The organism is Bartonella sp. MM73XJBT.G (assembly GCF_028618435.1).
GTDB lineage: Bacteria > Pseudomonadota > Alphaproteobacteria > Rhizobiales > Rhizobiaceae > Bartonella.
This window is the reverse complement of the sequence record NZ_JAQISW010000003.1, coordinates 19409-31989: the sequence shown is the minus strand read 5'-3', so window position 1 is coordinate 31989 and position 12581 is coordinate 19409. Positions and strand designations below refer to the sequence as shown.

13 protein-coding genes and 1 pseudogene are annotated in these 12581 nt (G+C 37.8%); 7 read left to right on the top strand and 7 right to left on the bottom strand.

The annotated features are described in order from the left end of the window. Nucleotides 1–540: 540 nt before the first annotated feature. The 4 genes from rplI to rpsF form a co-directional block, all read right to left on the bottom strand. On the bottom strand, nt 541–1137 hold the full coding sequence (gene rplI, locus PVV59_RS02600; protein ID WP_273754380.1) for a 50S ribosomal protein L9: 597 nt from the start codon (nt 1135–1137) through the stop codon (nt 541–543). Between the two features lie 25 nt (nt 1138–1162). Beyond that, nucleotides 1163–2074, bottom strand: coding sequence for a hypothetical protein (locus PVV59_RS02595; protein WP_275046187.1), 912 nt, complete (start codon nt 2072–2074; stop codon nt 1163–1165). 221 nt (nt 2075–2295) lie between these two features. Next, the gene (rpsR, locus tag PVV59_RS02590; RefSeq protein ID WP_005773744.1) at nt 2296–2544 is read right to left on the bottom strand and encodes a 30S ribosomal protein S18; all 249 of its coding nucleotides are present in this window, start codon (nt 2542–2544) and stop codon (nt 2296–2298) included. Then, nucleotides 2544–2951: a 30S ribosomal protein S6 gene (gene rpsF / locus PVV59_RS02585; protein WP_273754378.1), complete on the bottom strand. Its 408-nt coding sequence runs from the start codon at nt 2949–2951 to the stop codon at nt 2544–2546. The genes rpsR and rpsF overlap by 1 nt, the downstream gene beginning before the upstream one ends. Before the next feature lie 343 nt (nt 2952–3294). Here rpsF and PVV59_RS02580 point away from each other — a divergent pair, with 343 nt between their 5' ends. The 7 genes and pseudogenes from PVV59_RS02580 to gmk all read left to right on the top strand — a co-directional run bounded on the left by PVV59_RS02580 (nt 3295) and on the right by gmk (nt 9711). Further along, nucleotides 3295–3882: an undecaprenyl-diphosphatase gene (locus tag PVV59_RS02580; RefSeq protein ID WP_273754377.1), complete on the top strand. Its 588-nt coding sequence runs from the start codon at nt 3295–3297 to the stop codon at nt 3880–3882. A gap of 78 nt (nt 3883–3960) precedes the next feature. Beyond that, the gene (gene fabD / locus PVV59_RS02575; protein WP_273754376.1) at nt 3961–4905 is read left to right on the top strand and encodes an ACP S-malonyltransferase; all 945 of its coding nucleotides are present in this window, start codon (nt 3961–3963) and stop codon (nt 4903–4905) included. Between the two features lie 21 nt (nt 4906–4926). Continuing rightward, complete coding sequence (fabG, locus tag PVV59_RS02570; RefSeq protein WP_273754375.1) at nt 4927–5664, top strand: 3-oxoacyl-[acyl-carrier-protein] reductase; 738 nt, start codon at nt 4927–4929, stop codon at nt 5662–5664. Between the two features lie 261 nt (nt 5665–5925). Further along, the gene (locus PVV59_RS02565) at nt 5926–6162 is read left to right on the top strand and encodes an acyl carrier protein (protein WP_004860281.1); all 237 of its coding nucleotides are present in this window, start codon (nt 5926–5928) and stop codon (nt 6160–6162) included. A 101-nt stretch (nt 6163–6263) separates the two neighbouring features. Continuing rightward, complete coding sequence (gene fabF, locus PVV59_RS02560) at nt 6264–7526, top strand: beta-ketoacyl-ACP synthase II (protein ID WP_273754373.1); 1263 nt, start codon at nt 6264–6266, stop codon at nt 7524–7526. A gap of 96 nt (nt 7527–7622) precedes the next feature. Further along, nucleotides 7623–8732, top strand: a pseudogene (mltG, locus tag PVV59_RS02555) (endolytic transglycosylase MltG). Between the two features lie 301 nt (nt 8733–9033). Further along, a complete protein-coding gene (gene gmk / locus PVV59_RS02550) occupies nt 9034–9711 on the top strand; it encodes a guanylate kinase (RefSeq protein WP_273754369.1) in 678 nt (225 codons plus the stop codon). A gap of 27 nt (nt 9712–9738) precedes the next feature. Here the strand turns inward: gmk and rsmA are convergent, their stop codons facing one another. From rsmA to PVV59_RS02535, 3 genes are read right to left on the bottom strand one after another with little or no spacing between them, the layout of a single operon-like run. Further along, nucleotides 9739–10569: a 16S rRNA (adenine(1518)-N(6)/adenine(1519)-N(6))-dimethyltransferase RsmA gene (rsmA, locus tag PVV59_RS02545; protein WP_273754368.1), complete on the bottom strand. Its 831-nt coding sequence runs from the start codon at nt 10567–10569 to the stop codon at nt 9739–9741. Then, nucleotides 10560–11573, bottom strand: a complete 1014-nt coding sequence (pdxA, locus tag PVV59_RS02540; protein ID WP_273754367.1) for a 4-hydroxythreonine-4-phosphate dehydrogenase PdxA — start codon at nt 11571–11573, stop codon at nt 10560–10562. The genes rsmA and pdxA overlap by 10 nt, the downstream gene beginning before the upstream one ends. Further along, nucleotides 11573–12523, bottom strand: a complete 951-nt coding sequence (locus tag PVV59_RS02535; protein ID WP_273754366.1) for a peptidylprolyl isomerase — start codon at nt 12521–12523, stop codon at nt 11573–11575. Before PVV59_RS02535 ends, pdxA begins: the two co-directional genes overlap by 1 nt. Nucleotides 12524–12581: the final 58 nt, after the last annotated feature.

Genomic DNA, 12581 nt, shown 5'->3' with positions numbered 1-12581 from the left:
AATCGTATATTAAAAGAATAGAGCTACAAAGCTTCATTTTAAGTTAAAATCTATAATTTTTAAAAACCCTCTTCTAATGGTTCATTTATCATTTGTGTATTATTAATATAACACCCATTTCGTATGTTCTATTTTTATAATATGTGATTTTTTAAGTGGAAGTTTCGGTACTCTAAATTTAAGTATTTTGAAGTTATGTGATCTTAAAATTCTAATACCGATATAAGTGGAATGGCATTTTATAATTGAAATCAGATCACGTAAGGATATCATTAATTTACCGTTCATACAAAATTCACTCTTAAGAGTGGAGCTTTAAATTATTTTTTGCTTTTATACTGAAGAAGCAAAAGCATTTCTCCTTATTGCTGTTATCATTTCTAGTATGGAATGTGCTTACATGATATATTTCTAATTCTTCATAAAAATTAGATTCTTTATATATAATAGCCATAAAATACCCAGTTTAAAAGCATGAGTATTTTATGACCAATATTTTAAATGGAATAAAAGATATAAAATAGAAAGCAAAAGGAGCAATTAAGCTTCTTGATGAGAATTGGTTATATTGTTGTCATTAATTGCTTCTGCCAACAATTCTTCCTGATTTTCTTCTAATATTTCTTCTTGAATATTATATATCTCTTCAGAAGAAGTAAGCATTTCACCTTCTGCTTGGCGTTGTGCTTCACTGGTAGAACGTGCAACGTTAATAACTACAGAAATTTGAACTTCAGGATGGAGGTTAAGAGTAACCGTATGAAGACCAATCATTTTTATTGGATGATTAAGTTCAATTTGATTTCGACCAATAGAGAATCCTTCATCTGTTATGATTTCAGCAATATCACGCGTTGACACAGATCCATAAAGTTGTCCTGTTTCACCAGCAGAACGAACAGCAATAAATGATTGACCATCAAGTTTTTCAGCGATTTTTTGTGCTTCGCTTTTGCGTTCAAGATTACGTGCTTCAAGTTGTGCGCGTTGGATCTCAAAGTGTTTTTTATTCGCTTCATTTGCGCGTAAAGCTTTACCTTGAGGTAAGAGAAAATTACGTGCATAACCATCTTTCACTGAGACAATATCACCCATCTGACCAAGACGAGGAATGCGCTCAAGTAGAATAATATCCATAGTTTTTCCTTTCGAACAAATAAATTTAGGGAAGTTTTTTGTGTGATTGAAAGTTGTATTGAATAGAAGCCCAAATGCCCATCAAAAGTATCATGAAAGAAATAGGTGGGAAAAAAACAACAGTCAAAATAGCAATATAAACAAAAGAAAGTATAATAACCCGACCGTTGACTCCTTTTGTAATATTATGAAGATAGGCTAGACCACTAATTGATATGATGACAGTATAGGCAGAGCTAAAGACAAGTGTACCCAAATTAAGAGAATCGTTCAATTCAGTCATTGATGCGATAGAAGTGAGGATGAAAATAACAATTCCAGAAATTGGAAGGCGAAGAGTTCTGCTCCAGTCATCTCGAGGCCTTTTCAGCCACTTCATATATTGGGCTGTTATCATTGAAAAATAAAGATTACCAATGAGGAAAATCAAACTATAAATTGCCAGAGAGATAGCTGCTAAAGTTGCAGCATGTGCCATTAAAAAATCACTAAAATTAAGCATATTAGCTTCTTGTAATGACGGCAATTGTTGTAGAGCTTGTGCGATGTTTTCAATGACTTTTTTTGCAATGAGAGGGGTATTTGGACTGGTTTTCACACAGAGTACAATGAAGGTGACTATAAGAGCAATAAAATTGGTTAAATGAAAAATAACGGATGATAATGGATACCATATTAATGTGTTTTCTTTTTGCGCTGGTCGTGCCAATCCAATAAGCCAAGAGGCATAAACAGCAGGAAGAAAAAATAACAGCATAAGCCCAAGAGCAATGTAGATATCCGTGGCAATGAAAAGAATAACAGTCGCACTTATTAAGGCAACGAAGCTGGCAAATGTTCCTTGACTGAACGCAACAATAAAAATTGGCAATGAAAAAAAGCAGCCAAGAAGAAAAGAAAAAAAGGGAGCGATATTGGCAACACTGATGATTGCCATCCCTACCACAACAGCAAACAATCCTGCCAAAACACCAGATAATATCTCATCAATACGATTTTTTATCACTTATTGCTGTCCTGCTTTCTGCAGTTAGAGGCATGTTGATACCTCAACTTTAATATTCAATAGCTTAATATAGGATACAATAAGCTATTTTTCTAAATCATACAAGAAAAGCAACTAGAGAGTTTCTCTAGTTGCTAGAATGTCTTGATTGTTTACTTTATAACGTATGGTAGTAAGCCTAAAAAGCGAGCGCGTTTGATAGCGTTAGCTAATTCACGCTGTTTTTTTTGACTAACAGCCGTAATCCGTGAAGGAACAATTTTTCCACGCTCAGAAATATAACGCTGTAACAATTTGATATCTTTATAATCAATTTTAGGCGCATTAGCTCCTGAAAAAGGACACGTTTTACGACGACGATGAAAAGGGCGACGTGCAGAGTTTTGATTTGTATCAGTCATCATTCTACCTCTTCTATAGAGTTTTCACGTTGATGACGTGAGGAACGAGAACGCTCTTCAGCCTGACCAATGTGTGTATTGCGATCAAGGTGTGAAAGCATCGCAGACTTTTCTTTTTCGTGTTTTTCTACACGAATGGTCATATAGCGCAAAATATCTTCATTGATTCGCATCTGACGCTCCATTTCAGCAACTGCTTTAGCTGGTGCATCAATATTGACTAAGACATAATAAGCCTTACGGTTTTTACGAATACGATAAGCAAGAGGACGAAGTCCCCAATTTTCTACACGCCCAACTTTTCCACCGTGCATTTCAATGACACCTTTGTAAAGGTTCAAAAGTTCATCAACTTGCTGCGATGCAATATCTTGTCGGGCAAGGAACATATGTTCATAAAGAGTCATTGTTTTGCCTTTCTTCAATTAAATCCTGCCGGTTTTAGCGCAAAGCCTCTGCGACTTGCCTTTTTGGAAAATCCAAAGAAGAAAGGACGCGTTTACAACTTGAGACATCTCAGAGCGGAGACACGGGAGGCCGGAAACATTATATTTCCTACTGATATCTCACAGCCCTCCATTCAACCTCCAGCTAAATGCCGGCAACGAACACCTCATATCTACAGGTTATTTTTTTAAATAGCAAGTTTATACACATAAAAAAATAGATTTATTAAATCTTGATATATTTCCAATATATTTCCCTCTTCCACAAAGAGGTAATACTGTACATACAGATAAGGAGAGAAAAATGGATTTTTTAAACCAGATTGATGTTACGCTCTTTAAGATGTTTGTTGGCAATCATCAGTCTTGGTCAATTTTAGTTTTGTTGAGTATTTTTTGTGCAAAGTTTTTAATTTACGTTATTCCCCTTCATCTTTTTGTGCTGTGGTTTTGTGGTGGGGAAAGGGAAAGATGTGTCGTGTTAAGCATTTGTATGAGTATTTGCATAGCTCTTTTTATAGGTTATCTTATTTCTCTCATTTATTTTCATCCACGCCCATTCGTTGTGGGGTTGACGACACCGCTGATTAAACATCGTGCAACAGCTTCTTTTCCTAGTAATCATGCCTTGACCATTGCATCTTATACAGCAAGCTTTTATTTTTACCGATACAAAGGTACTTTTAAATTTGCTGTGTTGTTTTTATGCTTGATCTGTTGGGCACGCATCTTTGTGGGGGTACATTATCCCTTTGATATTTTAGCAGGTACAATTTTAGGAGGTCTCATAAGTCTGGGGGTTATTCAGTTTATAGCCCCATATTTCCCCAAGTTTTTATATCAAATGCCACCCTTAAAATATAATTTGAAGAGAGATATTCATTCTAAATAAAGCACTTTATCTTGACTTTTTGCGGATGAATAAGGTCAAAAGAAAAAAAATTAATGGCACAATTTTAGGAGTCGATGAATGGGTGCAGCTTTTATTTTTCCAGGGCAAGGGAGTCAACTTGTTGGGATGGGGAAGGCGCTTACAGAAGAATTTATTTCAGCGCAGATGGTTTTTGAGGAAGTTGATGATGCTTTGGGTGAGAAATTATCAAAGATCATTTTTGAAGGACCAGCAGATGTTTTAACGTTAACAGCCAATGCACAACCCGCATTAATGGCTGTATCCATGGCTGTCATTCGTGTGATGGAACAATTAGGGCTTCGTATAGAAGAAAAGATAAAGTTTGTTGCTGGTCATTCTTTAGGCGAATATTCAGCTCTTTGTGCTGCTGGTACATTCAGTCTTACAGATACGGCAAGGCTTTTGCGCATTCGTGGCAATGCTATGCAGGCCGCTGTTCCAGTTGGTGAAGGCGCTATGGCAGCACTTATTGGTTTGGAAGAGCACGTGGTAGAAGAAATTTGTGAAACTGTTTCTGGAGAAGGACTATGCCAAATTGCCAATGATAATGGTGGTGGGCAAATTGTTATTTCAGGTGAAGTAAAAGCCGTTGAGACAGCGGTAGAGATTGCATCAACAAAAGGTGCAAAACGTGCACTGCTTCTTCCGGTTTCTGCACCTTTTCATTCGTCTTTAATGCAGTCTGCTGCGGATGCCATGAAGAAAGCGCTTTTGACTGTTAACAAAGTAGCCCCTATTATTCCTTTGATTGCTAATGTTTCTGTTGCACCAGAAAGTGATCCTGAGCGTATTGCTACTCTTCTTGTTCAACAAGTAACAGGGAGGGTGCGGTGGCGTGAAACAATAGAATGGATCGGTTCTCATGGGGTTGATACGCTTTTTGAAGTTGGTTCTGGAAAAGTATTAACAGGTTTAACGCGTCGTATTAACAAGGATATAAAGGGAATAAAGATTGAAACAGTTGATGAAATAGAATCAGCGCTAAGAATGCTTGGCGTTTAATCTATGAAGGAGTTTAAAAAAATGTTTAGATTAACAGGACGTAAAGCTCTTGTAACGGGGGCATCAGGAGGAATTGGTGAGGCAATTGCACGTTGTTTCCATGCACGAGGGGCCATTGTTGGACTTCATGGAACACGTGAAGACAAGCTTAAAGGAGTTGCAGCAGAATTAGGACAGAATGTTTTTGTGTTCCCCGCTAATCTTTCTGAACGTCAATCGATTAAACAATTGGCTGAAATTGCAGAAAAAGAAATGGATGGTGTTGATATTTTGGTTAACAATGCGGGAATCACTAAGGATGGTCTTTTTGTGCGTATGCAAGATAAAGACTGGGATGACGTCTTAGAAGTTAACCTAACAGCGGCTTCTCTTTTGACGCGTGAATTAGTGCATTTTATGATGCGTCGTCGTTATGGAAGAATTATTAATATTACATCTGTTGTTGGTGTTGTTGGAAATCCTGGGCAAACGAATTATTGTGCTGCAAAAGCAGGTTTGATAGGTTTTTCTAAAGCATTGGCACAAGAAATTGCTTCACGAAACATTACGGTCAATTGTATTGCTCCAGGATTTATTAAATCCGCTATGACAGATAAGCTTAATGAAAAGCAAAAAGAATCCATTATGTCTGCGATTCCAATGAAGCGTATGGGGAGCGGGCAAGAAATAGCCACAGCTGCTGTTTATCTAGCGAGCGATGAAGCGGCCTATATGACAGGTCAAACGCTCCATATTAATGGTGGGATGGCGATGATTTAAATGTTTTCTTGTATTCCACATTGATTTATAGGCTGTATTATTTTAGATAGTAACGATTGAAATGGAAAAATGCATTATTTCTTTAACATGGTCATTGATCAATTGATGTCGGAATGTCATACTGGTCCATTTTGTAGGGGATATCCACAGGATGTTTTAAATCATTGCTAAAATCTTTTAAAGGAATACATCTATTGCTTGATTAGATGAGCCGATATAGTTAACCAAATTATAGGAAAATATAAATTCGAGGATTTCAACATGAGTGATACAGTAGAGCGCGTTAAGAAAATTATTGTGGAACATCTTGGGGTTAATGCTGATAAAGTCGTAGAAAATGCAAGCTTTATCGATGATCTAGGAGCTGATAGCCTTGATACGGTTGAGCTCGTTATGGCTTTTGAAGAAGAATTTGGTGTAGAAATTCCAGATGAAGCTGCTGAAACGATTTTCACAGTTGGTGATGCAGTCAAGTTCATTGATAAAGCTTCTGCATGATGATTAAAGGGCAAAGGCATTTATTGCTTTTGCCTGTATTCTTCGGAGTTCTTTTGAAGAGAGAGCTTTGAGAGCTGAAGTTTAGTCCAAGGTTAGAAGTTATGAGACGTGTTGTTGTTACTGGTTTAGGATTGGTATCGCCGCTGGCTGGTAATATTGAATATAGTTGGAAACGGCTTCTTGAAGGGAGAAGTGGTGTTCGGCGTATTACTGAATTTGATGTGTCCGATTTGCCATGCCAGATTGCAGCGCGTATCCCCTTAGGCGATGGAACAGAGGGGACCTATAATGCTGATTTATATATGGAACCTAAAGAGCAAAGAAAAGTTGATGCATTTATTATTTATGCAATGGCTGCTGCTAACCAAGCACTTACAGATGCTGAATGGTTTCCTAAGAGTGATGAAGACCAGATTTGTACAGGAGTATTAATTGGTTCGGGAATTGGAGGGATTGAGGGCATTGTTGAAGCAGGTTATACGCTTCGTGATAAAGGACCGCGCCGTGTTTCTCCCTTTTTTATTCCAGGTCGTTTGATTAATCTTGCTTCTGGTTATGTGTCTATTCAATATGGTTTACGGGGACCTAATCATTCGGTTGTGACAGCTTGTTCGACAGGGGCTCATGCGATCGGTGATGCAGCGCGTTTGATTATGTTCGGTGATGCAGATGTCATGGTGGCAGGGGGGACCGAATCTCCGATAAATCGGATATCTCTTGCAGGTTTTTCTGCTTGTAGAGCTCTTTCTACTTGTCGCAATGATGAACCTGAACGGGCTTCACGTCCGTATGATGCTGATCGTGATGGTTTTGTGATGGGGGAGGGAGCGGCAGTTGTTGTTTTAGAAGAGCTGGAACATGCTAAAAAACGAGGAGCGCGTATTTATGCTGAGGTTATCGGTTATGGTTTATCGGGTGACGCTTACCACATTACAGCGCCTTCAGAAAGTGGTGAGGGGGCTCAGCGGAGTATGATGGCCGCTCTTAAGCGAGCACAAGTGAATGTGAGTGAACTTGATTATATTAACGCCCATGGTACATCAACGATGGCTGATTCCATAGAGCTAGCGGCTGTTGAACGTGTTTTAGGGAATTATGCCCCACAAGTTTCTATGTCATCAACGAAATCTTCTATTGGGCATTTGCTTGGTGCAGCTGGTGCTGCTGAGGCTATTTTTTGTGTTTTAGCCATACGAGATAATATAGCACCAGCGACGCTTAATCTTGACAATCCATCGATTGAAACAAAAATCGATCTTGTTCCGCACAAACCACGTGAACGAAAGATTGATACGATTCTTTCCAATTCTTTTGGATTTGGCGGGACAAATGCATCGTTGGTGATGCGACGTTTTAGGGGATAATGAGTATTTTCATTTAATTTCTGCTTTTGAATTTTAACCTTTATTATAAGGTGTATGGGAAATTATAATATTGTCCTTAATCGCTATTGAGGGATTATGTCCGATGTGAAAAATGGAACATCATTAAAGGACGAGAACGATCCCTCTTCAAATCGTTGAGCAGATAGTTGTGGTATGTTAATACATAGTAAACAAAAGAAATCGTCTACCGTCCGTAATCCTTTGGTTATTCTTGGTCATTTTTTCCTCATGCTGATTGTGGTTATTCTTTTCGGCATAAGTATTCCTCTTTATATCGGAAAAAGTATTTTTGAAGAAAAGGGAAAAATTGAGGAAGGACAAGTTCTTCTTATCCATCCGGGAACAGGAATTCGTGAAATTGCTTCATTGTTAGAAAAACGTGGTTTTATTCGATCATCAGATATTTTTGTTTATGGGGTTGGTTATCACAAAAATACAAGTCACCTAAAGGCTGGTGAATATTTAATTCCAGCCCATGCTTCCATGCACGATATTATGGATATTCTTGTGAAAGGAAAATCCATTGAGTATACATTTACAGTACCAGAAGGTTTAACGGTTCAGCAAGTTTTCGATCGATTAGCGGCAAATGAAATTTTGATTGGAGACCTTCCAAAAGTTTTGCCTCCAGAGGGCTATTTAATGACCGATACTGTTCGTTTTATTCGGGGAACAACGCGGAAAGAAATTATAAACAGATTGCGCGAAGGACAGAAGAAATTAATTCATGCGATATGGGCTACGCGTTCACCTGATTTACCTATTAAATCAATTGATGAATTTGTTATATTGGCTTCAATTGTTGAGAAAGAAACCGGAGTTGCAGCAGAGAGACCAATGGTTGCTGCAGTATTTTATAACCGCCTTGCAAAGCACATGCGTCTTCAATCGGATCCAACGGTCATTTATGGTCTCTTTGGAGGAAAAGGAAAGCCATCGGGTCGTGCAATTTACCGTTCAGATCTTGAGAAGGAAACACCCTATAATACTTATAAAATTAATGGTTTGCCTCCAACCGCTATTGCCAATCCAGGTCGCGATTCATTGAAGGCGGTAGCACATCCACCAAGCAGTGATGCGCTTTATTTTGTTGCTGATGGTTCAGGAGGGCATGTTTTCTCTCGCACCTTAGAAGAACATAATATGAATGTTCGCAAGTGGCGAGAATTAAAGGCAAGACATTGATTTACAATCATACCACATCTTTTTACATCGTAAATAAGAGTTCAAAATAAAGTAAGATTTTTTTACCTTAAACTTTGAATAAGAATGATGAAAAATCATTTTCCTGTGTGTTAAAATTGGAATTAGCGTATAGATACAAAATATTTAAGAAAGAAATTAATATATTTTATGATAAATTCTCTCAATGAAAGTGCAAAATAGCGTGGAGAACTGCTAAAAAAATAATTGATTAGAGAAAAGGTTGAGATAATGTACCGTTCAGATTTTGAAGAAAAATTTATAAACAAAGCAGAGTGATGTAATGATAGCCTTTGAAAGTGAATTGAATACGATAAAAACAAATCAACGCCGTGGTTTCTTATTTATTCTCTCTTCACCTTCAGGTGCTGGTAAATCAACAATTTCTCGGTTGCTTTTAAAAGATGAACGATTAGAGCTTTCTGTCAGTGTAACCACAAGGAAAAAACGTCCCAGTGAAGTAGATGGACTCCACTACCACTTTATTTCAAAGGAAGAGTTTGAATATAAACGTGATAGAGATGAATTGATTGAATGGGCAGAAGTTCATGGGAATTATTACGGCACGTTACTTGAAACTGTTGAAAATGCATTGAGTGTTGGTCGTGATATGTTATTTGATATTGACTATCAAGGCACCGCGCAGTTGCAACAAAAGATGCGAGGGGATACTGTGTCTGTTTTTATTCTCCCACCATCAATGAAAGAGCTTGTTTCGCGTTTACATCGTCGTGCAGAAGATAGTCAAGATATCATAAATTTACGATTAGAGAATGCACGAACAGAACTACAGCACTGGCGTTCTTACGATTATGTGGTGATTAATGAGGATTTAGATCAATCTTTATCGCTTATTAAATCGATTTATTTAGCCGAAACAGTAAAACGTGAGCGCTGTACTTTTCTTGGCCCTTTTATTGATGAGCTTATTGCTGAAAAGATTGATAAACGCCTTTATTAAAAAATAGCCTAATGAAAGGTGCATTTTTTAGGGTACGAGATGCGCTAAAGTTATAAATTCAGAAATTGAAAGTGTTTCAGCGCGGCGTGTTCCATCAATACCTGCTTTTTTTAAAAGCATTTCACCTCCCAGAGTTCTAAGATTTTGACGAAGCATTTTTCGTCTTTGTCCAAAAGCAGTTTTTGTGACAAAGCTTAGTTTTTGTGCAGAGCAAACAAGAGGTTGAGGCCGCGGAATGATATGAACAACGGAAGAAATTACTTTCGGCGCTGGTATGAAGGCTTGAGGAGGTACATCAAAAGCAATTTTAGCTGTAGTACGCCAGCCAGTTAAGACACTAAGACGTCCATAATGAGAAGATTGAGGTTTGGCCGTAATTCGTTTGGCAACTTCACGTTGAAACATTAATGTCATTGATTCATAAAAAGGAGGCCATGGTTCCACTAACAGCCAATTTAGTAAGAGTTGTGTTCCAATGTTATAAGGAAGATTGGCAATAATGCATGGTTTTTCTAGAGATTTTTCAAAGAGTTTTGAGAAATCTTGTTTTAGTGCATCATTACAAATAACTTTTAATTTGTTCGGATAATGTTTTTCTATTTCTAAGAGAGCTGGTATGCAGCGCTCATCACGCTCTATTGCTGTTACAATCGCGCCCTTTGCTAGCAAAGCACGCGTGAGCCCTCCAGGACCAGGACCAATTTCAAGAACAGGTTTTCCTTCTATATTTCCTGCTTGATGAGCAATTTTAGTTGTTAAATTCAGATCAAAAAGGAAATTTTGCCCCAAAGACTTATGGGCTTGTAATCCATATGTATTAATGACCTCACGCAGAGGAGGGAGATTATCTATTGGCATGGTATCGAATTATTTTTTGCAAGTTGATTTGCAAGTTTGAGAGCAGCAATAAAGCTTTCAGGAGAAGCTATCCCTTTATCAGCAATATCAAAAGCAGTTCCGTGATCTGGAGACGTACGAATGAAAGGTAGCCCTAAGGTGACATTAACGGTGGTATCAAAATCTAATGTTTTAATAGGGATAAGAGCTTGATCATGATACATGCAAAGAGCAACATCATATGTTTTTCTTGCGCATTCATGAAACATTGTATCGGCAGGAAGCGGACCTGTAATATTAAGTCCTTTCTTTTTAAGATATTCAAGAGCAGGCGTGATAATTTCAAACTCTTCTTTTCCCATTGTACCTTCTTCTCCAGCGTGAGGATTAAGACCAGCGATAGCAAGCCGAGGTAATGTTATTTTAAATCGTGTTTTTAAGTCACATTCAGTAATGAAGGCCGTTTGAATGATTAAATGACGCGTCAGCTGTGAAGGAACATCTTTAAGTGGAGTATGAACAGTTATTGGGACCGTTTTTAATCGAGGTCCTGCTAACATCATAACGGGATGATAAGATTTATGAAAAGCTTTATGGGCTAAATCGGCTAAAAATTCTGTATGTCCTGGAAATTGAAAACCGGCATCGTAAAGATTCTTTTTGGCAATAGGACAAGTAACCAATGCAGAAGCATGTCCACTTTGAATCAATTGAACAGCGCGCTCAATAGACTCAATGATTCCAGCGGCATTATTTGCAGAAGAAAAACCTAATTGATGACTTTGTTTATTTTTTAAGGGTATAATAGGGAGAGCATTTTGAAAATTTTTGACAGGATTGGTGTTTAAAACAGATTCAACCTCAACATTCATCTGTAAAAAACGAGCGCGCGAACGAATAACATCTGGATCAGCGATAAGCACAAAAGCTGGGACATGGCGGGTAATACGCAAATCCCAAGCTTTTAGAGCTATTTCAGGACCAATTCCGGCAGGATCACCACCACTAACAACAAGAGCAGTCATTATTGAATACGTGCGATGTGCCGCAATTCTTCTAAATATTTTTCGCTTAATTCTTCAAGTTTTTTCGGGCTTCTGTTTTTATTATCTTGAAGAGAAAATATCAGCCGAGCGACATAATCATCAGAAACCCTTTTTATTTTGCAAACAGCAATTGCTTCGATTCCATCAGATGTTTCTTGTAATTTTGTCATTTTTCCAGCAGGTGTTGCAAGAATAGCTTGCTCCCATGCACTGGGAAGTTGAGGTTCCAGAAACTTTCCTAAGTTGCGGATTGTAACATCTAAAATACCCTTTGCTTGATTGTGAGAATTTGCACATCCACGGAAATGTGCGCGGAAATTGCTTGCTTCTCTTTGACGTCTTTCAAAGATTTCTGAGCGACGATGTGCTGGAATAACAAAAATAATGCGCTGTAATGTATATTCGTTTGTTGAAGGTTTAACACCACCATTTTTTAATATTCTGCGTACAGCTTCTTGTTCGCTAATCATCCCCATTTGAGCTTGATAGCGTGCGCTAACAAGACGCCCCCACCCTATTTGTCCACGGATGTAATCTTTGAAATGTTGCACAGTAATATCGTTTTGGATCAGAATCTGGTTGAGCTGATCAATTGTCATATTATTTTGCGTTGCAAAGTTCTCAAAAGCTCTATCAATCTCATCATTGCTGACCTCAACATTACGGCGTTTTATTTCAATATTTTTTAGCTCTTCGTCGATCAGCTCTTTTTTAGCTTGTGCTATCAAATTTCCTTGCTTTTGTTGCAGTCTGAGAAATGCAACACGCCTTTGTATATCATAATTTGTGATAGGATTACCATTAACTGTAACAACAATAGTCGTCTGCGCAAAGGCTGTCGGAATCAAAAATTCATTTATAAGCAGACTGCTTACGCTCAAAGACGTAATACAAAATAAAGCAAGAACACGCTTTTTCAATTTATTCATGTAAATAAGCTTTCGCATTGTTTATTAATTTCCATCAATAACTTAAACTATACGTTTT

Bases quoted from the DNA above. Each gene is read 5' to 3' on its own strand.
- rplI (WP_273754380.1), bottom strand. From the start codon at position 1,137: ATGGATATTATTCTACTTGAGCGCATTCCTCGTCTTGGTCAGATGGGT.
- PVV59_RS02595 (WP_275046187.1), bottom strand. From the start codon at position 2,074: ATGGCAATCATCAGTGTTGCCAATATCGCTCCCTTTTTTTCTTTTCTT.
- rpsR (WP_005773744.1), bottom strand. From the start codon at position 2,544: ATGACTGATACAAATCAAAACTCTGCACGTCGCCCTTTTCATCGTCGT.
- rpsF (WP_273754378.1), bottom strand. From the start codon at position 2,951: ATGACTCTTTATGAACATATGTTCCTTGCCCGACAAGATATTGCATCG.
- PVV59_RS02580 (WP_273754377.1), top strand. From the start codon at position 3,295: ATGGATTTTTTAAACCAGATTGATGTTACGCTCTTTAAGATGTTTGTT.
- fabD (WP_273754376.1), top strand. From the start codon at position 3,961: ATGGGTGCAGCTTTTATTTTTCCAGGGCAAGGGAGTCAACTTGTTGGG.
- fabG (WP_273754375.1), top strand. From the start codon at position 4,927: ATGTTTAGATTAACAGGACGTAAAGCTCTTGTAACGGGGGCATCAGGA.
- PVV59_RS02565 (WP_004860281.1), top strand. From the start codon at position 5,926: ATGAGTGATACAGTAGAGCGCGTTAAGAAAATTATTGTGGAACATCTT.
- fabF (WP_273754373.1), top strand. From the start codon at position 6,264: ATGAGACGTGTTGTTGTTACTGGTTTAGGATTGGTATCGCCGCTGGCT.
- gmk (WP_273754369.1), top strand. From the start codon at position 9,034: ATGATAGCCTTTGAAAGTGAATTGAATACGATAAAAACAAATCAACGC.
- rsmA (WP_273754368.1), bottom strand. From the start codon at position 10,569: ATGCCAATAGATAATCTCCCTCCTCTGCGTGAGGTCATTAATACATAT.
- pdxA (WP_273754367.1), bottom strand. From the start codon at position 11,573: ATGACTGCTCTTGTTGTTAGTGGTGGTGATCCTGCCGGAATTGGTCCT.
- PVV59_RS02535 (WP_273754366.1), bottom strand. From the start codon at position 12,523: ATGAATAAATTGAAAAAGCGTGTTCTTGCTTTATTTTGTATTACGTCT.